1 protein-coding gene is annotated in these 24013 nt (G+C 68.5%); it reads right to left on the bottom strand.

Annotation, left to right across the window (positions count from 1 at the left end; translation table 11 throughout):
- The coding region (locus FBZ88_RS22080; protein WP_145619283.1) for a hypothetical protein at nt 1–23927 on the bottom strand (23927 nt) is incomplete at its 3' end.
- Between the last annotated feature and the right edge of the window lie 86 nt (nt 23928–24013).

Genomic DNA, 24013 nt, shown 5'->3' with positions numbered 1-24013 from the left:
ACCGTGGCGGCGGTGAGGGTGCCGGTGTTGGAAAGATTGCCCAGGGTACCGCCGACATAGTCGTTGCCGATCACCGCCAGCAGGTTGGTGCCCACGACACCCTGGCTCACCAACAGCCCGGTCAGGGAGCCCTGCACCGCCACGCCGCTATAGCTGGAGCCGGTGCCGCCGGCGACCAGCGTGTCCACGCCGGCCAGGTAGTTGCCGGTGGCGCTGTATTGGGCGACGACCGTGCCGCCGCTGAAACTGGCGGCCCCGCTGACGGCCAAGCCGCCATGGGCGGGATCCGTCAGTGTCAGCGTGCCTGCCGTCTGGCTGTAGGCGCCGGTGACGCTGACCAGGCTGTCCAGGATCACCGAGGCGCCGCTGTTGACCAGGGTGTGGCCGGTCACGTTCACGGCATCGTTCAGCAACAGGTTGCCCGAGGCCAACACCACGTTGCTTAGGGTGTTGGTGATGGTCCCCTGGCTACCGGCGGCATAGCCGGTCAGGGTGCCCACGACCGCACCGCTGCCGCCGGTGATGCTGAGGGTGTTGGCCGACAGGTTCAGGATGTTGCCGGTGACGGTGCCGCTGTTGGCCAGAACGCCCAGGCTGGCGCCTGTGTCGAGATAGAGGGCCGTCGGCGCCGTGATCAGGCCGCTGTTGGCCAGGGTGCCGATGGTTCCGGCGTTGTAGACACCGTAGGTGGCGCCCAGGATGGTGCCGCCGTTCAGTACGGTGGCGATGTTGCCCGTGTTGTACAGGCCGGCGGCCGTGGGGGCGCCGGCGTCGATCAAGGCGCCATTGTTGACGACCACCTCGATGGTGCCGGCGTTGTTCAGCGCCATCTGGCCGGCGACTGTACCACTGTTGCTGAGCGTGCCGATGCTGGCGCCCGCCTGGTTGCCCAGGCCGGTGACGCTGCCGGTGACGGTACCGGTATTGCCCAGGGTGCCGATGGTGCCGCTGTTGACCACACCGGCGATGGAGCCGCTGACCGAGCCGTCGTTGCCGAAGCTGCCCACGGAACCGGCGTTGGCGACACCGGCGATGGAACCGGTGACGGTACCGCTGTTGGTCAACGTGCCGACGGTGCCGTTGTTGACCACGCCCACCACGCTGCCCGACAGCGTGCCGCTGTTGCTGACACTGCCGACGCTGCCGCCGCTACCGACATAGAGGGCGGTGACGGCAACGATGGTACCGGCATTGCCCAGCGAGGACAGGGAACCGCCGATGTAGTTGTTGGAAACGGTGGCCACCAGGTCGGTGTCGGCGCCAATGGTCACGGCGCTGGCGGCCGCCCCCAGGCCCGTCACGTTCACCTGGGTGAAGACGCCGGCGTAGCTGGAGCCGGCGCCGCCGACCACCAGGGTGCCCAGGATGTCACCCTGTAGATAGTTGACGTTGGTCGCCGCCGCGATGCTGGTGCTGACCGTGCCGCCGCTGAGGCTGGCGACACCGCTGACCACCAAATGGTTGCCGGCCAGGGCCAGGGTGCCGCCGGTCTGGCTATAGGCGCCGGTGATGGTCAGGGTGCTGGACAGCAGGACGTTGGCGCCGCTGTTGACCAGGGTATGGCCGGTGACGTTCACGGCGTCGTTGAAGGCCAGGCCGCCCCCCGCCAGCACCACGTTGCTGGTCAGGTTGGTGAGGGTGCCGCCGGTGAAGGTGCCCGCCACGGTGCCACCACCGGTGAGGGTCAGGTCCCGGGCGCCGGCGTTGGTGATGTCGCCAATGATGGTGCCGCTGTTGGCCAGCAGGTCCAGCACGCCGCTGCTGGTGATGCTGAGCACGCCGTGGGCGGCGGTGATCAGGCCGCTGTTGGCCAAGGTGCCCAGCGTGCCGCTGACGCGGAAGGCGGTGGAGGCACCGCCAGTCAAGGTGCCGCTATTGCCGATCAGCGCGGCGCTGCCGGCGACATCGGCCAGACGGGCGCCGGTCAGGACACCGGCGTTGCTGAAGCCCCCCAGGGTGCCGCCCAACGCCACCAGGACGGCGACGGTGCCGGCGGCCAGCGTGCCGCCAGCCAAGTTGCTGACCGAACCCACGATGCCGCCATTGGCGATGCCCAAAGCCACGCCGCCGCCGGTCACCTGGCCGCTGTTGTCCAGGCTGCCCAGGCTGCCCTGGACCAGCACGCCCGAGCCGATGTCGGAGGCGATAGTGCCGCTGTTGCTGAGCGTGCCGAGACGGCCGCCCGTGCCCACCTGCACACCGGCGGTGGAGGAGCCGCGGATCAGGCCGGCGTTAGTAACTTGACCCATTTGGCCACCGGCCACTGCCAGGCCAATGAGGGTGCCGGACAGGGTGCCGCTGTTGACCAGGGTGCCGACGCTGCCCGCCGCCGCCACGTAGAAGGCGGTGGGCCCGCCGAGGGCAGCGGTGTTGGCCAGGCTGCCCAACGCGCCGCCGATGTAGTCGTTGGCGATGCTGGCCGTCAGGTCGGTGCCCGACAGCCGCGTCACCATGGCCAGGCCCGTCACGGTGTTGGTGATGGAGGCCGAGACGCTGAGGCCGCCCGCCGCCGACACGAGGGTGGCGATGGACCCGCCGAAGTAGTTGACGCCCGCGTCATAGGCGGCCGCCACGATGCCGCCCGACAGGGTGGCGGCACCACTGACCGCCAGGCCGCTGCTGCCGGCGGTCAGGCCCAAGACGCCGCCCGTCTGGCTGTAGTTGCCGGTGACGGCGACGATGCTATTGAGCACCAGGGTGGCGCCGCTGTTGACCAGAGTATGGCCGGTGACGGTGACCGCGTCGGCCAGCAGCAGCGTGCCTGTGTTGAAAGTTACGTCGGCAGCGGTGCTGGTGATGGTACCGCCGGCCAGGGTGCCCACCTGGGTGCCGCTGCCGCCGATGGTTAGGCCGCTGGTCGCCAGGTTGATGATGTCGCCCTGGATCAGGCCGCTGTTGACGATGGCGCCGAAGGTACCGCTCGCCGCGTTGCGCAGGGCGGTGATGCCGGCCAGCGTGCCGCTGTTATCGAGCAAGCCGACGGTCGCGGCGTTCAGCAGGCCGATCTGAGCACCCTGGATCAGGCCGCTATTGGCGATGGTGGCGATGGTGCCGGCGCCACCGTTGACCATGGCTGTGGCGCCGGTGATGAGACCGGCGTTGGCCACGCGGCCCACCCTGCCCTGGTTGAAGACACCATCCGCCTGCCCCATCACGGTGCCGGTGGTGTCGTTGACCAAGGTGCCCAGCAGGGCGGTATTGATAACGCCGGAGAAGGTGGCGGAAACGAGGCCGGCATTATGAAGCGTGCCCAGGGTGCCGTTGTTGAACACGCCATAGGCGCCACCCAACAGGCTGCCGCTGTTGCTGAAGCTGCCCAATGAACCGGTGTTGGCGATGAGCAAGGCCGTAGTGGCGCTGACCGTGCCGGTGTTGGACAGGCTGCCCAGGGAGCCGCCGATATAGTCGCTGTGGGCCACGGCCAGCAGATCGTTGCCCACCACCGTGCTGCCGATGTCGAAACCGGTCAGATCGTTGGTGATGGACAGGGTGTAGCGGGATCCCGCCCCACCGGACACCAGGGTGGCAAGGGCAGAGCCCACGGTGTAGTTGGCCAGGCTGCTGGCACCGGTGATGGTCACCACGCCGCCGGTCAGGGCGGCACTGCCGCCGACCGCCAGCTGGCTGCCGCCCAACGACAGCACCAGGCCGCCACCGGTCTGGCTATAGTTGCCGGTGATGGCAACGGTGCCGCCGATGGTCAAGTTGGCCCCGCTGTTCACCACCGTGTTGCCGCCGACATCGATGGCGTCGGCCAGCAGCAGGTTGCCGGCGATGAAGGACACGCCCGACAGGCTGTTGACGATGGTGCCGCCGGTCAGGGTACCCACCACGCCGCCCCCGGGGCCGCCCACGACCACCAGGTCATGGGTCGTCAGGTTGCGGATGTTGCCGGTCAGGGTGCCGCTGTTGACCAGTGTGCCAAGATTGCCGCTGGCGGCGATGTAGAGCGCGGTGGCGGCGGTGACGGCGCCGCTGTTGGTCAACGTGGCCAGGGTGCCGCCGATGTAGTCGTTATCGACCATCAGCAGCAGGTCGCCGCCGGCGGTGATGCCGCTGGACGCCAGGCCGGTGACGGCGGTGACGATGGTGGCGCCGGTGTAGGTGGAACCCGCCGCGCCGGCAACCAGGGTGCCCAGCGTGCCGGCCAGGTAGTTGGCGCCGGCGCTGACGCTCGCCAGGACTGTGCCGCCGGTGATGTTGGCGGCATTGGCCACCACCAGCTGGCCCGCACCCCGGCTGAGATCCAGCGTGCCGCTGGTCTGGCTGTAGGCGCCGCTGATGCTGACAATGCTGGTCAGGATCAGGTCGGAACCGGCGTTGACCACGCTGCCCGCCACCTGATCGTTCAGCCAAAGGCCGCCGCCGGCGAACACCACATTTCCACCGGTGACGGTGATAGTGCCCATGGTGTTGGCGGCATAGCCGGTGAAGGTGCCGACATGCGTGCCGCTGCCGCCGGTGATGCTGAGGTCGCCGATGGTGGCGACGATGTCGCCCGCCACGATGCCGCTGTTGGTGAAGCCAATGATCTGGTTGCTGAACCGGGCCGCCACCGGGCCCTGGATCATGCCGGCGTTGTCGATGACGCCGAAGGCGCCGTTTAGGGCGACGGTGCCGCCGACCACGGTGCCGGTGTTCACCAGGCTGCCGATGCCGCTGTTGCTGAAGACGCCGGTGCCGCCGCTGAGGAGACCGCTGTTGTTCAGCAGGTCCAGGCCGTTGACGCCCACGGCCCCAAAGCGGCTGAGGATGCTGCCGCTGTTGAGGATCGTGCCGGTCGTGCCGCCGGCGCTGACGCCGGCATAGCCGCCGCTGATGGTGCCGCTGTTGCGCAGCAGGCCGACGGCGTTGTTGTACATGATGCCCTGGCCGGCGGTCATGCCGGCGGTGAGCGTCCCGCCCTGGATGATTCCGTCGTTCACCAGCGTATCCAGGGTGTCGGCGCGGACGCCGATGGTGCCGCCCTGGATGGTGCCGCTGTTGGCCAAAGTGTTCATCACCCCGGCGTAGACACCCTGGGCGCCAATGACCTGGCCGCCGCCGGCGATGGACAACAGGCCGATGCTGCCGCCATAGATGCCGGTGCCCAGGGGCGCCTCGGCGCGGATCACGCCGCTGTTCAGCAGGGTGCCGATAGTGCCGGCGTTGTTGATGGCGAAACCGGTGCTGCCCGTGGCCCAGATGGTGCCGCGGTTGTTCAGCAGGTCGATGGTGCTGGTGGTGCGGCGGTTGTTGATGCCCGCGCCGGCCCCCTGGATCAGGCCGTCGTTGGTCAGGGTGCCGATGCGCTCCTCACTCTGGAGGCCCAGCTGGGTGCCGGCCAGCACGCCACCGGCGCTGATCGACAGGCTGGCGATGGTGCCGCCTTGCGCCAGGTAGATGCCGTTGGCGTTGCCGCCGATGGACCCGCTGTTCAGCAGGGACAGCACCCGGCCGCTGACGTCCACCTCGGTGAGGGAGCCGGCATTGTCCAGGACGCCGATGGTGCCGCTGTCGCCCAGGCTGCTGATCCGGCCGGTGTTCGACAGGGCGCCGATGGTGCTGCTGCCGTCAACGGCGACGGCGACAACGGCGCTGATGGTGCCGGTATTGGACAGGCTGCCGATGCTGGCCTGGGTCAGGTTGATCCCGGTGGAGCCGCCGCTGATGGTGCCGCCGTTGCTGATGAGGGCGACCAGGCCGTTGGCGCCCAGGCTGCCCATCCAGCCGGTGTTGACCAGGCTGTCCAGGCGGCCGCCCAGGGCGACCAGCACGCTGGCGAGGCGGCCGCTGTTGTCCACGGTACCCAGCGTACCCGTGCCGCCCACGGACACGCCGCCCAGGGTGCCGCTGTTGGACAGCAGGCCCAGGGTGCCGGCGATGCGCACCTGGTTGCCGGCGGTGCCGATCACGCCGCTGTTGGACAGGGTGCCGACGCTGCCGATGGTATCGACATGGAAGGCCAGGCTGTTGCCGCTGAGGCTGCCGGCGTTGACGAAGGTGCCGATGACACCGGCAACGTCCACCTGGAAGACGCCGCCCGTCAGCATGCCGCTGTTGGTGAAGCTGCCCAGGGTGCCAGTGCTGGCCACCGTCAGGAAGCTGGAGGCCAAGCTGCTGACGATGGTGTCGCTGTTGCCGGCCGACGCCAGGCTGCCGCCGATGTAGTCGCTGGTGGCCACGGCCACCAGGTTGCCGCCGGTGGAAATGGCGGCCACACCCTGATAGCCGGAGGTGAGCGAGGTGCCGCTGTAGTCGGAACCCGCGCCCCCGGCCACGACCGTGCCCAAGGTGCCGGCCAGATAGTTGCCGGTGGCCGTCTGGCCGGTCAGGGAGAAGACGGCGCCGTTGATGCTGGCCACGCCGCTGACGGCCAGCTGGTTGCCCGGAGCCATGGTGACGGTGCCGCCGGCCTCGGCATAGTTGCCGGTGATGCTGACGGTGCCGGCCAGGGTCAGGGCGATGCCGCTGTTGACCACCGTGTGGCTGCCCACGTCGATGGCGTCGTTCAGCGTCAGGGCGCCGGAGGCGAACACGACGTTGCCGCCGGCGTTGCGGATGGTGCCCTGGGTGCCGGCGCCGTAGCCGGTGAAGGTGCCGATGGATCCGGCGTTGTTGATGGTCAGGTCCCGGGCGGCCAGGTTGACGATATCGCCCGCCACCAGGCCATCGTTCCGGAAATAGCCCAGGGTGCCCAGCGTACCGATGGTCAGGGCCGCAGCACTGCCGGCCAGGGTGCCGCCGTTCAGCAGGGCGCCCAGGACGCCGTCGTTGGCCACGCCGTAGGCGCCCTGGATGGTGCCGCGGTTGGCCAGGGTGCCGAGGGTGCCCAGCGCGTTGGCCGAGCCTTCGTTGAAGATCGCGGCACCGTTGGTGCTGGCGATCAGGCCGCTGTTGTCCACCCGGCCGATGGTGGGACTGAGGGCCCCGCTCACCAAGTTGTCGAGGCCGCGCGAGGTGCCGCTGATGGTTCCGGCGTTGGTCAGCGTGCCCATGCTGCCCCCGCCGGCGTTGCCGTTGCTGCCGCCAACCTGCACGCCGATAGGACCGGAGATCTGGCCGTCGTTGATCACGGCCGCCAGCGTGCCGGCATTGGCCAGGCCCGTGAACCAGCCGTGCATGGTGCCGGCGGTGCCGATGCTGACCAGGCCGATGGTGCCGCCGTTGTACAGGCCTTGCAGCACGCCGGTATTGGACACGGTGCCGATCACGGCCCCCCAGTTGTTGGCCAGGGCCGAATAGGGGTAGGAGGACGCGATGGTGCCGCTGTTCTGGATCAGGCCGATGGTGCCGGCGAAGTTGCTGATGGCGGCATAGCCGGTTCCGGCCAGCGTGCCGCTGTTGACCAGGGTGCCAAGGATACCGCCCTGGCCGACGAAGACGGCGGTCTGGCCGGTGATGCCGCCCTGGTTGACCAGGGTGTCCACCCGGCCGGCTGTGCCGTAGGGGCTGATGGCCACGGCCCGGCTGCTGGTGTTGATGGCACCAGTATTGGTGAAGGTGCCCAGGCTGCCGGTGCTGGCGACGTAAAGGCCGGTCGCGACACCGCTGATAGTGCCGGTGTTGTTCAGGGTGCCCAGCGTGCCGCCGATGTAGTCGCTGAAGGCCACGGCGACCAGGGCGTTGCCGGCGATGCTGCTGTCGATGTCGAAACCTGTCAGGTCGGTGGTGATGGACAGGCCGGCGTAATCGGCGCCGGCACCGCCGGCCACCAGGGTGGAGAGGGCGGAGCCGACGGTATAGTTGGCCAGGTTGCTGGCGCCGGTGATGGTCAGGGCGCCGCCGGCCATGGCCACGCTGCCGGACACGGTCAGCTGGCTGCCGTACAGGTCCATCAGCAGGCTGCCGCCGGTCTGGCTGAAGTTGCCGGTCACGGCGATGGTGCCGCCGATGGTGAGGTTGGCGCCGCTGTTCACCACCGTATGACCGGTGACGTCGATGGCGTCCTCCAGCCGCAAGGCGCCTTCGGTGAAGGTCAGGTCGGACTGTGTGTTGCGGATGGTGCCACCGGTCAGCAGGCCCGTGCCGCCGGCCGTGTTGCCGGCGATGGCCAGCGCGTTGGCCGACAGGTTGCGGATGTCACCCGACAGTGTGCCCGTGTTGACCAGGGTGCCCAGGCTGCCGGTGGCAGCGATATAGACGGCGGTGGCGGCGGTGATGGTGCCGCTGTTGGTCAGCGTAGCCAGGGTGCCGCCGACATAGTCGTTGTTGGCGACCAGCAGCAGGTCGTTGCCCACCGTCTGGCCGACGACGTTTAGACCGATCAGGTCGGACGCCAACGTGACGCCGGCGTAGCTGGAGGCGGCACCGGCCGTGACCAGGGTGCCCAGGGTGCTGGCCAGATAGTTGCCGCTGGCGGTGACGCCCTGGGCCACCAGCACGCCGCCCGTCAGGCTGACCGCGTCGCTGACCGTCAGGCTGGTGATGGACAGGGTGCCGCCCGTCTGGGCGAAGGCGCCGGTGATGGTGCCGTTGCCCAGCGTCAGGGTGGCGCCGCTGTTGGTCACCGTCTGTCCGGCGGCGTCGATATCGTCGTTCACCAGCAAATTGCCGGCGGCGAAGGTCAGGCCGCTCAGCACATTGGTGATGGTACCCCGCCCGCCGGCATAGCCCGTGACGGTACCCACCGTGCCGGTGCTGCCGCCAGTGATGACCAGCGCGCGGCTGGTGGTGTTGAGGATATCACCCGCGATGGTGCCGGCGTTGGCCAGGGTGGAGAGATTGCCGCTGATGGACAGCGCGTTGTCCTGGCCGGCGATCAGGCCAGTGTTGGCCAGGATGCCGATGGTACCGTTCAGCTGCACCGCCGTGTTGGACCGGGCGGACAGCGTGCCCTGGTTGGTGACGGTACCGATGGTGGCGGATGTCGCCACATAGGCCGCGACGGCGGTGCCGTCGATGTCCGCCGTGGTGAGCACGCTGGTGGTCGAGGCCCCCAGATAATCGGTATGGGCAGTGGCCAGCAGCGCACCGCCGCTGACGGCGCTGGTGATGGACAGGTTCCAGCCCTGGACGGTGGCGCCACTGACACCCAGCGTGCCGCCCGCCTGGGCGATGGTGCTGACATCGCCGGCCAGGATGTTGGCGTTGCCGGCGTAGACCAGCACTTGGCCCGCCAAGTCGACATTGCCGCTGGCCCGCAGGGCGCCGCTGTTGGCGACGACATCCAGTTCACCCGCCGTCTGGCGGTAGTTGCCCAGCACGTTCAGCGGCGCGTTGGACAGGATGGTGGCGCCGGTGTTGCGCAGCGTCAGGGCGCCGACGTCGACGACGTCGCCCATGGAGAGGCGACCGGCGGCCAGCACCACGTCGGCGCCGCGGCTGCGGATGGTGCCGTTCTGGAAGGAACTGGCCTGGCTGGTGTTGCCGACGATGGTCAGCCCATGGCTGCCGTCGTTGATGACGTTGCCGTCCACCGTCTGTTCGTTGTCCATGACGTCCAGCACGCCGCCGGCGGCGATGGAGACGGCGGCCAGGGTACCGAACAGGCGGGCGGTGTTGACCAGGGTGCCCAGGCTACCCGTGCCCGCCACATAGACGCGGGTGTTGGCGCTGATGCTGCCAGTGTTGGACAGGGTCAGCAGCGTGCCGCCGACATAGTCGTTCTGGAAGGCGGCGATCAGACGGCCAGCGCCGTCCACCGTGCCGGCGACATCCATGCCCGCCAGGCCGCCCACGGTGGCGCCGCTGTAGTCGGAGCCTGCTGCCGCGCTGACCAGGGTGGTGGTCTGGTTGACGGTGAAGTTGGCCGTGGCCTGGCCCACCCGCACGCCGCCGGCGATGGTGGCCTGGTCGGCCACCTGCAGCGGGGTGGCGGTGTTGAGCTGCAGGGTACCGCCGGCCTGGGTGTAGGCGCCGGCGATGGTCACCGCCGACGCGGTGGTCAGGTTGGCGCCGGTATTGACGACGCTGGCCTGCACCTGGTCGTTCAGGGCCAGGCTGCCCCCCGCCAGCAGCAGGTTGCCGCCGGTGACGGTGATAGTGCCCTGCGTGTTGGCGGCATAGCCGGTGAAGGTGCCGACATGCGTGCCGCTGCCGCCGGTGATGCTGAGATCACCGATGGTGGCGACGATGTCGCCGGCCACGATGCCGCTGTTGGTGAAGCCAATGACCTGGTTGCTGAACCGGGCCGCCACCGGGCCCTGGATCAGCCCGGCGTTGTCGATGAACCCGAAGGCGCCGTTTAGGGCGACGGTGCCACCGACCACGGTGCCGGTGTTGATCATGCTGCCGACGCCGCTGTTGCTGAAGACGCCGGTGCCGCCGCTGAGGAGACCGCTGTTGTTCAGCAGGTCCAGGCCGTTGACGCCTACGGCCCCAAAGCGGCTGAGGATGCTGCCGCTGTTGAGGATCGTGCCGGTCGTGCCGCCGGCGCTGACGCCGGCATAGCCGCCGCTGATGGTGCCGCTGTTGCGCAGCAGGCCGACGGCGTTGTTGTAAATGACGCCCTGGCCGGCGGTCATGCCGGCGGTGAGCGTCCCGCCCTGGATGATTCCGTCGTTCACCAGGGTATCCAGGGTATTGGCGCGGACGCCGATGGTGCTGGCCTCGATGGTGCCGCTGTTGGCCAGGGTGTTCATCACCCCGGCGTAGACACCCTGGGCACCAATGACCTGGCCGCCGCCGGCGATGGACAACAGGCCGATGCTGCCGCCATAGATGCCGGTGCCCAAGGGGGCCTCGGCCCGGATGAGGCCGCTGTTCACCAGCGTGCCGAGGGTGCCACCGTCGTTGTTGATGCCATAGCCGGACTGGGCCTGGATGGTGCCGTCGTTGGTCAGCAGGCCGATGCTGCCCATCCCATTGTTATTGATGCCCGCTTGCTGGCCGAAGATCGTGCCCTGATTGGCCAGGGTGCCAATGGACTGATCGCTGTAGACGCCGTACCGGCTGCCGGTGATCAGGCCGTCGGCGGTGACCGACAGGAGGGCAATGGTGCCGCCGGTGGCGATGGACACACCGGTATCGCCGCCGCCCAGCCGGCCGCTGTTCAGCAGGGTGCCGATCCATGCCGTGGGGCTGGTGCCGTTGATGCTTACGCCTAGCTGGATGGCGGTGATGGAACCGGAATTGTCCAGCAGGCCGGTGGTGCCGCCGCTGACCAGCGTGGCGATCGATCCAGTGTTGGCCAGGCTGCCGATGCTGCCCAGGTTGTAAACGGCGGTGCGCTGGCTCCAGATCGTGCCGGCGTTGCTCAGCACGCCGATTGTGCCGGGCGCGTCCACCGACACACCCGTGTTCGCGAAGATGCCGCCGGTGTTCGACAGGGTGCCGATGCTGCCACCGGCCAGGTGGATCGCCTTGCTGAAGGCGTTGAGGACGCCGGCGTTACTGAAGGTGCCGACGCTGCCGCCGACATGCACCAGGTCCGTGCCGCCGCCGAACAGGGTGCCGGTGTTGGTGTAGCCGCCCAGGCTGCCCGAAGCCGTGACGTACAGCTGCGCCGCCCCCAGCGTCGCCTGGATGCTGTCGCTGTTCACCAGCGTGGCGTAGGTGGTGCCGATATAGTCGTTCAGCACCACGCCGGTCAGGGTGCCGTTGGCGGCCACGCCGCCCACCACCACGCCATCGACGGTGTTGAGGTAAATGGCGCCGCTGTAGTCGGACGCGGCGTTGCCGGTGGCCAGAACGCCCAGGGTGGTGTGGACGTAATTGACCGTGGCCGTCAGGTTGTTCACCTGGACATAGCCGCCGCTGATGCTGATCGTGCCGCTGGCGCCCAGCGCGTTGGCCGTGTTCAGCGACAGGGTGCCGCCGCTCTGGCCATAGTCACCGGTGACGTGGGTGGGTGCCGCCAGGGTGACGGCGGCGCCGGTGTTCAGCACGGTATGGCCGGTGGCGTCGATGTCGTCATCCAGCAGCAGGCTCCCGGCCGAGAACACGACGTTGCTGGCGGTATTGCTGATCAGGCCGTGGCCGGTGGCGCCGGTGAAGGTGCCGACCGTGCCGCTGCCGCCCTGGATGGTCAGGTCGCGGGCCGCATCGTTCCAGATGGCACCGGCGATGGTGCCGCTGTTGATCAACAGGCCCAGGGTGGCACCGCTCTCAATGGTAATGGCATTGCCACTGCCGCTGATCAGGCCGCCGTTGGCAAGGATGGCGATGCTGCCCCGGTTGGAAAGCTCCACCACGCCGGCGAGGCTGCTGGACAGCGTGCCGCTGTTCAGCAAGGTGCCGATGGTGCCACCGGTCACGCCAACGGCGTCGACGTAGCCGGAAATCGTGCCGCTGTTGTCCAGCAGGTCAATGCTGCCCTGATTCTGCACCATGCCGGTGATGCGGCCGTAGATCCAGCCGGTGTTGGTCAGGGTATCGATGACGCCGATGTTGCCGATGACGCTGTTATTGCGCAGGCCGAAGTGGGTGGCGGTGATGGTGCCGCTGTTGGACAGGGTGGCGATGCTGCCCTGGCTGTTCAGGCCGGTGTTGGCGGCGCTGATCAGGCCGCTGTTGCTGAGGCGGCCGATGACACCCGTGTTCCGGATGCCGACAGAGGCGCCAATGGCGCTGCTGAAGGTGCCGCCGCCCTGGCTGATGATGCTGGTGTTCACCAGGGTGCCGATGCTGCCGGCGTTGCTGAGGCCGGCGTATTGGCCTGTCAGCGTGCCATTGTTGGCCAGGCTGCCGACGCCGCCGCTGGTGGCCACGTACAGGGCGGTGCGGCTGATTATGGTGTCGGTGTTGACCAGGCTGCCCAGCGTGCCGCCGATGTAGTCGTTGCCGATCAGGGCCAGCAGGTCGCCGCCGCTGACGCTGCTGGCGATGTTCAGGTTGCCCACGCCGTCGGCGATAACGGTGGCGCCGGTGGCGAGAGTGCCGCCGGCATGAACCAGGGTGCCCAGGGTACCGGCAAAATAGTTGCCGGTGACGCTGAAGCCCGCCATGGCCACGGTGCCACCCGTCAGGCGGGCGTTGCCGCTGACGTTCAGGCTGTCGGTGCCGGGCCGCAGCAGGAGGGTGCCGGCGGACTGGCCGTAGTCCCCCGTGACGCTGACGGCGCCGGCCACTGTGACATTGGCGCCGCTGTTGACTAACGTATGGCCGGTCACATTGACGGCGTCGGCCAGCGACAGGTCACCGGACACGAGGGCCAGGTCGCTGGCGGTATTGGTGATGGTGCCGCCGGTGAAGCTGCCGACGGCGCCGCCGGTGCCGCCGCTGATCGACAGGATGCGGGCGCTGCGGTTGATGATGTTGCCGGCGATGGTGCCGCTGTTGGTCAGCGTGTCCAGCGTGCCGGTGGCGGCGATATAGAGAATGGTGGCGGCGCTGATGCTGCCGCTGTTGGCCAGGCTGCCCAGGCTGCCACCGACGTAATAGTTGGTATGGATGCCCAGCAGGCTGCCGCCGCTGATGCTGGCGGTGACGCCCATGCCGGTGACGGTCGCGACGTTCACCGCGCTGTAGTCGCTGCCCGAATCGCCGGTGACCAGGGTGGAGATCTGGCCCAGGGCGGCGTTTTCGGTCGCCAGGCCGGCCACGACGGTGCCGGCCACGGTGGCGGCGTCGGTGACGGACAGTCGGCCGGCCGTGCCCACCACCAGCGTGCCGCCGGCCGCCTGGCTGTAGGCGCCTGTAACGGTGATGGCGTTGGTCAGGGTGAGGTCGGCGCCCAGGTTGCCGACCGTATGGGCGGTGGCGTCGATGTCGTCGTTCAGCCAGAGGTTTCCGCCGGTGAACAGCAGGTCGCTCAGGCGGTTGAGGATGCTGCCCTTGGCCGTCAGGTTCTGGCCGGTGAAGGTGCCGACCAGGGCGCCGCCGCCGCCCTGGATGGACAGGTTGGCGGCCACCGTGTCGACGCCCAGGCCGACCAAGTTGTTGTCGCCATTGACGATGGTGCCGGCGATGACGCCGCTGTTGACCAGGGTGCCGAGCGTGGCGCCGCCGCCCAGGCCCAGGGCGTAGGCGGCGTTGATGGTGCCGGTGTTGACCAGGGTGGCGATGGTGCCACCATTGCCAACCACGCCCGCCGTCACGCCCCCCAGCACGCCGCTGTTGCTGAGCGTGCCGATGCTGCCGGTGCCGGCCACGTACACGCCATAGCCGCCGCTGGTTAGGGTGCCGCTGTTGTTCAGGGTGGCCAGGCCGGCCCCGACGTAGTCGTTCAGGTAATGGACGACCAGGTTGCCGCCGTCCTGCGCCACGCTGCCGCTGAGGCCGAACAGGCTGGCCAGGGTGGCGGCGCTGTAGTCGGCGGTGGCGGCCTGGATCAGGGTGGGCGTGTCGCCCGCCAGGTAGTTGCCCCGAGCGTCCGTCAGCACCCGGCCCGTGACCGTGGCGCTGTCGGCCGTCAGCAGGCCGGTGGTGGTGCCGATCAGCAGGCCGCCGGCCATGCGCAGGGTGCCGGTCACGGCGACGGTGCCGCCCAATGTCACGAAGGCCGGGCTGTCGATGAACAGCGCGCCGGTGCCGGCGTTGACGGAATCGTTCAACCGGATGGTGCCCTGGGTGACGTGGATGTCGCCCAGGGTGTGGGTGATGGTGCCGCCGGTGAAGGTGCCGATGCCGGCGCCGCCGGCCAGCAGCAGGCTGGCGCCCGCGCGGTCGTCGATGATGTTGCCGGCGATCACGCCGCTGTTGACCAGGGTGCCCACGGCCGTGGCGCCACCGGCGATGTAGACGGCGGTGGCGGCGCTGACGGTGCCGGTGTTGGTGATGTCGGCGCCCAGGCTGCCGCCGATGTAGTAGTTCTGTGCCGTGATCACCACGGCGTTGTTCACGATGGTGTTGTTCAGCGCCAGCTGCGCCAGGTTGCTGGCGATGGTCGCGGCGCTGTAGTCCGACCCCACGCTGCCGGTCACCAGGGTGGCCTGCTGGCCCGGTAGGAAATTGTCGGTGGCCAGGCCCGCGCGCAGCTGGCCGGCGATGGTGGCCTGGCCGTCGATGGCCAGCTGGCCACCCTTGCCCACCACCAGCGCGCCGGCGCTGCCTTGGACGTAGGTGCCGGTGACATCGATGGTGTTGGCCAGGGTCAGGCTGGCGCCGCTGTTGAGCGCGGTGTGGCCGGTGACGTCAACGTCATCGTTCAGCAGCAGGCTGCCGCCGCTGAACACCAGGTTGCTCAGCTTGTTCTGGATCAGGCCGGTGCCGGACTGGCCAGTGAAGGTGCCGACCGTCCCGCCGGTGCCGCCCTGGATGGTCAGGTCGCCGGCGACGGTGTCGCTGGGCAGGAAACCCAGGACGCCGCCGTTGCCGTTGACGATATTGCCGGCGATGACGCCGCTGTTGACCAGCGTGCCGATGCTGCTGGCGCCGCCCTGGCTACCCGCCATCAGCAGAGCGTACTGGGCGCTGATGGTGCCGCTGTTGACCAGCGTGCCGATGCTGGAGGCCACTATCAAACCAGCGTAGGAAACTCCGATAAAGGAATTGTAGGCGCCGGTGATGGTGCCGCTGTTGGCGAAGCGCGTGGTGCTGTCGCCAAACAGGCCGATAGCTCCACGGACGACGCCGGTGTTGAGCACGCTGCCCACGGTGCCGACCAGCGCGATGGCCGAGGGGGCGCTGATGCTGCCGTCGTTGATCAGGGTGCCGACGCTGCCGGTGCGGGCGACGAGGATGCCGGCGAGGCCGGTGGTGATTGTGCCGCTGTTGGTCAGGGTCACCAGGCTGCCGCCGACGTAGTCGCTGCTGAACTGCGCCAGCAGCGCGCCGCCGCTCTGCACCAGGGTGCCCTGGACGCTGGCGGAGCCCGTGCCGAGGCCGCTCAGGGTGGCGCCGCTGTAGGTGCCGGTGGCGGCGCCGATCACGGTCTGCGCTTGGCCGACAATATAGTTGCCCAGGGTATCCAGGCCGATCTCGCCACCGGTCACCGTGGCGCTGTCGGCCTGCAGGGTGTTGCCGTTGCCCACCACCAGCCTGCCGGCGCTCTGCGCATAGGTGCCGGTGACGGTGATGGCGCTGCCCAGGGTCAGGGCGGCGCCGCTGTTGACGACGCTGTGGCCGGTGGCCAGGATGTCGTCGTTCAGCAGCAGGTTGCCGCCGGCGATAGACAGGTTGCTTACCCTGTTGTCGATCAGGCCCTTGCCGGTCAGGCCGGTGAAGGTGCCCACGAGGGTGCCGGTGCCGCCCAGCAGGGTCAGGTCGCCGACGGCGGTATCCACCTGGCCCGTCCACGTCCCCGTGGCGTCGCCATTCATGAGGTTGCCCCGGATCAGGCCGCTGTTGGCCACGGTACCCAGGCCGGAATTGCCGTAGGAGCGGATGACGACGCCGGCGGCGATGGTGCCGGTGTTGATCACGGTGCCTAGGGCGGCGCCGTAGGCCTCCTGGATCGCCACGTTGTCGGCCAGGATGGTCCCGGAGTTGACGATGGTGCCGATCGTCCCCGGTATGCCGTAGTTGTTGATGGCCGTGCCGCTGCCGCTGATGCGAATGGTGCCCTGGTTCAGCACCGTGCCGATGGTGCCGTAGGTGTTGGAGATGGCGCCGCCGTTATGGTCCACCGCCATCAGCCCGCTGTTGGCGATGGTACCGACGGTGGCGTAGGAGATCTGCACGAGACCGGCTGAGGTGGTGCCATAGCCGCTCAAGGTGCCGCTGTTGGTCACCAAGCCGACCCGAGAGAATGCAAGATTGATATTGGCCCGGCCACTGATCACCCCCTGGTTGTCAATGGTGCCGATGACGTTCCCGGTGCCGCTGCTGAAGATGGCGTTGAAACCGGTGATGGTGCCGGAGTTGGTGATCTGGCCGATGGTCCCGCTATTGTTGGAGATGGCGTAGATTTGATAGACGCTGAAATCACCGGGATCGTTGGCGACGGCGATCAGGCCGGCGTTGGTGATGGTGCCGATAGAGCTGAACTGGCCGTTGTAGATGGCCGCGGTGTCCTGGTGCAGGGTGCCGGCGGCGGCGGCGGTGATGGTGCCGCCGGCCTGGTTTTCCAGCAGGCCCAAGGTGTTGTAGTTCAGGATGGGGCGATAGGCGCCCGTGACCAATCCGCTGTTGCGGAAGGTGCCCAGGCTGCCGAGGCCACCGACCTGCAGGGCCACGGCCCCCGCCAGCGTGCCGCTGTTGGACAGGCTGCCATAGCTGGCGCCGATGTAGTTGCCGGTGGCGAACAGCGCCAGGTTGTTGCCGGTCACGGTGCTGCCCATGCCCGGGATGGCGCTGCCGGTCACCGTGGCGCCGCTGAAGTCGGACCCGGCGCCGCCGGCCACCAGGGTGCCGTAGATGCTGCCGGCCAGATAGTTGCCGGTGTCGGAGAGAGCGGCGACCGCGACGGTTCCGCCGCCGATGCTGGCGGCCCCGCTGACCGCCAGTTCCGCCCCCGTGGCCAGGGCCAGCGTGCCGGTCGCCTGGCTGTAATTGCCGGTGACGCTGACGATGGTGGACAGGGATACGGCGGCCCCGGCGTTGGCCAGCGTGCCCGTGCCGACGTTCACGGCGTCGTTCAGCAGCAGGCTGCCGCCGGCCAGCACCACGTTGGCGAGCGTGCTGGTGATGGTGCCCTGGTTGGTCAGGCTGCCGCCCGTCAGGGTGCCCACCGTGCCGCTGGTGCCACCCGTGATGCTGAGGGTGTTGGCGCTGGCGTTGACGATGTTACCGGCGATGGTGCCGGAGTTGGCCAGAGCGCCCAGGCTGCCCGTGCCGGCGATGTACAGCGCGGTGGGGCCCGTCAGCAGGCCGGTGACGCTGACCGTGCCGTAGCCGGCGCCGATATAGTCGGTGGTGGCGAGCGCCAGTAGTTCGCTGCCGCTGGTACCCACGGTCAGTTGCGCATGGCCATCCAGCGCGCCATCGTTGACGAAGGTGCCGGCGTAGGTCAGGCCGCCCGAGGCCTGCACCAGGGTGCCCACCGTGTCGCCCACCAGGTAATTGGCGGTGCCGTCGCCGGCGACCGAGGCCGCCACCTGGCTGGCGATGCTGGCCACGCCGATGACGTTCAGTTGCGCCGCCCCATCCAGCACCAGGGTGCCGGCGGACTGGCTGTAGGCACCCGTCAGGTTGATGGTGTTGACCAGGGTGAGGGCGGCACCGGTGTTGGACACGGTATGGGCGTTGGCCCGGACGTCGTCGTTCAGCAGCAGGGCGCCGCTGGCGAACACCAGGTTGCTCAGGCTGTTGAAGATCAGGCCCGTGGAGACACCATCCTGGCCGGTGAAGGTGCCCACCGTGCCGCCGGCACCACCCTGGATGGTCAGGTCGGCGGCGACGGTGTCGCCATAGTCGGTGTTGCCGTTGTAGATGCCGCCCCGGATCAGGCCGCTGTTCACCAGCGTGCCCAGGCTGGCGTTCGCAAAACCCAGATAGGCCCTGACGCCCATGATGGTGCCGCTGTTGACCAGGGTCCCGATGCCGACGCCGTAGCTGTTCTGAATGGCGGTGGTGCCGCTGATGGTGCCGCTGTTCCCCAGCGCGGTGAGGCTGGCGTAGGCCATCCTGATGCCGATGCCCGCGGCGATGGTGCCCTGGTTGACCAGCGTGTTGATGGTGGCGAAGTTGAGATTGACGCCATAGCCATACCCGTCGGTGCTGACCAGGCCGCTGTTCACCAGGGTGCTGAGGGTGCTCTGCGACAGGTTCAGCGCGACCGGCGCGCCGGCGCCGGCCAGGGCCTCCAGTGTGCCGCTGTTGGTCAGCAGCGTGACCTGGGCGTATTCCAGGTAGACGCCGTAGGTGCCGCTGATCAGGCCGGCGTTGGCCAAGGTGCTGAGGGTGCCGCTGTTGCCGCTGTACAGGCCTACCGTGCCGGTGATGGTGCCGCCGGCCAGGTTTTCCAGCAGGCCGATGCTGCCCCGGTTTTCGACGGCCACACCGCCGCCAATGCTGATCAGGCCGTCGTTGGTGAAGGTGCCAAGCTGGCCGCCCTGGGCGATGCTAAGGCCGACATGGCCCGCCAGCGTGCCGCTGTTGGCCAGGCTGCCCAGGCTGCCGCCGATATAGTCGCCGGTGGCGCCCAACAGCAGGCCGTTGTTTGACACGGTGCCGGCCAAGCCCAGCGCGTGGCTGCCGGTGGTGACGGCGACGCTGGTATAGCTGGACCCCGCACCACCGGCCACCAGGGTGGCATAGACGCTGCCGGCCACATAATTGCCCAGGGTGGACTGGCGGGCGATGGTGACGGTGGCGCCGCTGATGCTGGCGGCCCCGCTGACCACCAGTTCCGCCCCCGTGGCCAGGGCCAGTGTGCCGGTCGCCTGGCTGTAGTTGCCGGTGACGCTGACGATGGTGGAGAGGGATACGGTGGCCCCGGCGTTGGCCAGCGTGCCCGCGCCGACGTTCACGGCGTCGTTCAGCAGCAGGCTGCCGCCGGCCAGCACGACGTTGGCGAGAGTGCTGGTGATGGTGCCCTGGCTGGTCAGGCTGGCGCCCGTCAGGGTGCCGACCGCGCCGCCCGTGCCGCCAGTGATGGTCAGGTCGGCGGTGCCGAGATTGACGATGTCGCCGGCGATGGTGCCGCTGTTGGCCAGGGCGCCCAGGCTGCCCGTGCCGGCGATGTACAGGGCGGTGGGTGCCGCCAGCAGGCCGGTGACGCTGATCGTGCCGTAGCTGCCACCGATATAGTCGCTGGCCGCCAGGGCCAGCAGCTGGTTGCTGGTGGTGCCGTTGATCAGGACCACGTGGCCGTCCAGCGCCGTGCCCGTCAGGCTGCCGCTGTAGGATACGCCGCCATCGGCCTGCACCACGGTCCCGACGGCGTCACCCACCACATAGTTGGCGCCGGCATTGCCGCTGAGCGTGACTTGGTACAGGCCCGCCAGCCCGGCGCTGCCGGTGACCGACAGCCCGCCGGCGGTGCCCATGGACAGGGTGCCGCCCAACTGGCTGTAGGCGCCGGTGATGGTGACCAGCGTGTCCAGGGCCAGGGCGGCGGCGACATTGGTGACGGAATAGCCGGGGACGTAGATGTCGTCGTGCAGCAGCAGGGCGCCCGAGGTGAAGGTGACGTTACCCAGCGTGTTGTAGATCATGCCCTTAGCAGACATGTCCCAGGCGATGAAGGTGCCCACCGTGCCGGTGTCGCCGCCCTGGATGGTGAAATCGGTGCCGATGGTGTCGGAGTTGTAGAGGGCACCCGTCACTGTGCCCGCGATGACACCGGCGTTGATCAGCGTGCCGATGACGGCACCGTTGTGGTTGGCCAGCGCGTAGCCGCTGCCGTTGGCGGCGCGCAGGGTGCCAGTGTTGATCAGCGTGCCGATGGTGGCGGTGTCGCCGTTCAGGATGGCGCCCGTGCCGCCGCTGATCAGGCCGCTGTTGACCAGGGTGCCGATGCTGGCGCTGCTGCTGAAGTTCCCGATCCCGAGGCCGCCGGCGATGATGGTGCCGCTGTTGAGCACGGTGCCGATGGTGCTGGCCGAATAGTTGACGATACCGTTGCCGCCGTAGCCGGTCTCGCTGATCACTCCGGCGTTGTCGACGGTTTCGACACTGGCGCCTTGCAGCAGGATGATGCCGTCGCCGAACGTAGCGGTGCCGGCGATGGTGCCGGTGTTGGTGATCAGCCCGGCCCGGGCGTTATACAGCTCGATGGCGGAGGCAGAGGCGCCGATGCTGCCGCTGTTGGCGATCGTGCCCACGGTCGCGCCAGTGTCGAGTTGGACGCCCCTATGGACGATGATGGTGCCGCTGTTGTCGAGCTGGCCGAGAGAGCCGCCGCGGTCGTAGATGCCGATGCGGGTCGTGCCCGTGACGGAGATCAGGCCGCTGTTGCTGAAGGTGTCCAGGGTGCCGAGGTTGCCCACGACCAAGCCAAAGGCACCCGACAAGGTACCGGTGTTGGCCAAGCTGCCATAGGTGCCGCCGATATAGTTGCCGGTCGCGCCCAGCAGCAGGTCGTCACCGGAGACGATGCCGCCGATGCCCCCCACCACAGCACTGTTGTTGGTAACCGTCACCCCGTCATAGCTGGACCCCGCGCCACCCGTCACCAGGGTGTCCAGGATGGTGCCGGCCAGGTAGTTGCCGGTGGCGGACAGCGGACGCCCCGACACCAGGCTGCCGCCGGTGATGCTGGCGGCCCCGCTGACCGCCAGCGTGCCGCTGCCGCCCAGTTCCAGGCCGCCGGTCGCCTGGTTGTAATTGCCGCTGACATTGACCAGGGTGGACAGCGTCAGATTGGCGCCATTGTTGACCAGGGTGCCGGTGCCGACATTGACGGCGTCGTTCAATGCCAGGTTGCCGCCGCCCAGCACCACGTTGGCCAGCGTGCTGGTGATGGTGCCCTGGTTGGTCAGGCTGCTGCCCGTCAGGGTAGCGATGGTTAGACCGGCGCCGCCCAGGATCGTCAGGTCGCGGGCGCTGTCGTTGGTGATGTCGCCGGCGATGGTGCCGCTGTTGGCCAGTGCGCCCAGGGTGCCCGTGCCGGCAATGTAGAGCGCGGTGGGGGCCGACAGCAGCGTGCCGCCACCAATGCTGAGGGTGCCGTAAGTGCCGCCGATATAATCGCTGGCGGCCAGAGCCATCAAATCGGTGCTGGTGGTGGCATCGCCGACGGCCAGGTGGCCGCCCAGCGCGCTGGGGCCCAGGCTGCCGCTCCACACCAGACCGCCATCCGCATGCACCAGCGTGGCAACGGTATCGCCCACAAGGAAGTTGGCGGTGGCCATGCCGGCGAGGTCGGCCTGCACCAGGCCGCCCACGGTGGCCGCACCCGTGACCGACAGGCCGCCGGCCGCGCCCAGCACCAGGGTGCCCGCCGCCTGGTCATAGGCGCCGGTGATGGTGACCAGGGTAGCGATCTGCAGGCTGGCGCCGGCGTTGGCGACCGTATGGCCGGTGGCGTCGATGTCGTCATTCAGCAACAGGCTGCCGGCGCTGAAGGTCAGATCGCTCTGCTGGTTGACGATCATGCCCTTGGACACGCCGTCCTGGCCGGTGAAGGTGCCCACCGTGCCGCCGGCGCCGCCCTGGATGGTCAGGTCGTTGTTGGCGCCATTCAGCACCGTGCCCTGGACCAGGCCGCCGTTGATGAAGGTGCCGATGGTGCCGTTGATCACCACGGCATAGGTGCCGGTGATCGTGCCGCTGTTGTCCAGGGTGCCGACGGTGCCGCCCTGGATGTTGACGGCGAACTGACCCGCGATGGTGCCGCTGTTGCTAAAGGCGTCCAGCGTGCCCCCGGCGCCCACGTACAGGCCATAGTTGCCGGCGATCAGGCCGGCGTTGGTCAGCGTGCCCATGATGCCGACGTTGCGGATAGCCGTCGAGGTGCCGCCGCCCGATGCGGTGATGGTCCCGCCAGCCAGGTTTTCCAGGGTGCCGATGATGACCTGGTTGAAGACGCCCTGGTTGCCGCCGGCGATGATGCCGCTGTTCACCAGGGTATGGACGACGACGGTGTTGGCGACACCAACCTGGGATCCGACGATGGTGCCGCCGGCCTGATTGTCCAGCAGGCCGATGGTCCCGCCAATGAACTGGGCGGCAGCGATATCGATGGCGTGATAGTTGCTCTGGATCAGGCCGGTGTTGGTCAGGGTGCTGATGCCGCCATAGACCAGGATGCCGGCGGTGTTGCCGCCCGTGATGGTGCCGCCGGCCTGGTTTTCCAGCAGGCCGATGGTCCCGTCAACATAGACCGCCCCGATGGTGCCACCGATGAAGCCACTATTGCTGAGCGTGTTAATAATGGCGGCGGTGCCGTGGTTGGAGCTGGGGCCGATGACGAAAACGCCCACAATGCCGTTGTTGATGCTGCCGCCCGCCTGGTTCACCAGCTGGCCGATGGTCCCACGGATCGCCAGGCCGACACCGGACAAGGTGTCTGGACTATAAATGACGCCGCTGTTGATCAGCGTACCGATGCTGCCGTTGGCGACGAAGCCGCTGGTGCCGGTGATGAAGATGTGGCCGGCATTGTCCAGGGTGCCGACGGTGCCTAGGATGGTGATGCCGGCGTCGGCGCTGATGGTGCCGGTGGTCTCATTCCGGAAGCCGCCCAGGCTGCCCGTGGCGGCCACGTACAGGGCGCTGATGCTGCCGGTATTGGTGACGCTGCCCAGCGTGCCGCCGATGTAATCACTGTTGGCCATGGCCAGCAGGTTGGACCCGTCCGACCCCTGCCCCGTGAACAGGAGGGGGAGACCGTTGCCCAGGTTGGCGGTGATGCCGCTGTAGCTGCCGCTGCCGGCGGCGATCAGCGTGGCCAGGGTGTCGCCCGCCACGTAGTTGCCCGACGTCGACAGGTTGCCCAGGAAGGCGGAGACGGTGCCGCCGGTGACGGTGGCAGCGCCACTGACCACCAGTTCACCATTGCTGCCCAGGGCCAGCTCGCCGGCCGATTGACGGTAATTGCCGGTGACGCTGACGATGCTGGACAGGATGACGCTCGCCCCGCTGTTCACCAGCGTGTTGCCGCCCATGGTCACGGCGTCGTTCAGCAGCAGGCTGCCACTGGCCAGCGTCAGGTCGGCGCCGCTGGTGATCATACCCTGGGTGGTGCCGTCCACACCGGTGAAGGTGCCGGTGGCACCGCCCGTGCCGCCGAAGATGGTGACGGCGCTGTCGCCGCCCAGCAGCAGGTTGCCCTGGATCATGCCGCTGTTGACCAGCGAGACCAGGGTGTTGCCCAGGCCGATTTCGATGGCGTTGCCGGCGGAGACGATGCTGCCGGTGTTCACCAGCGTGGTCAGGGTGACGTAGCCGGCGGCCTGGGTGCCGGCCAGATACGCCCCGCGGATGCTGCCCTGGATCAGGCCCTGGTTGATCAGGAAGCTGGTGCCATCGGTGTACTTGAGGGCGGTGGCGCCGCTGAGGGTGCCGCTGTTGGTGAGGGTCAGGTTGCCCGATGACTGGGTCGCCACGAACGACGTGCTGCCGCCGGTGATGGTGGTGTCGGCCGCCGTCGCCTGGGGGGCCGTCATGGCCGTGCCCATGGCCAGGAGGGAGGTGCCCGCCAGCAGCAGCGTACGCGACGGCCGTGCGCGCGACGGCCGCGTCCGCGTGTCCTGGCCCTGTGTATCCAGGTCCCTGCGCACGTCCGGCAGCATCTTGCCCATAAGCCCACTCCCCCAAATCAGAAACCGGCGTTACGCCGGTTGCCATCCCCACGCGCCGGGACGCGCGCAGGGGACAGCGGTCCCAG

The organism is Nitrospirillum bahiense, assembly GCF_007828025.1.
Lineage (GTDB): Bacteria > Pseudomonadota > Alphaproteobacteria > Azospirillales > Azospirillaceae > Nitrospirillum > Nitrospirillum amazonense.
The sequence above is the reverse complement of the archived record's forward strand: the minus strand, read 5'-3'. Positions and strand labels throughout refer to the sequence as shown.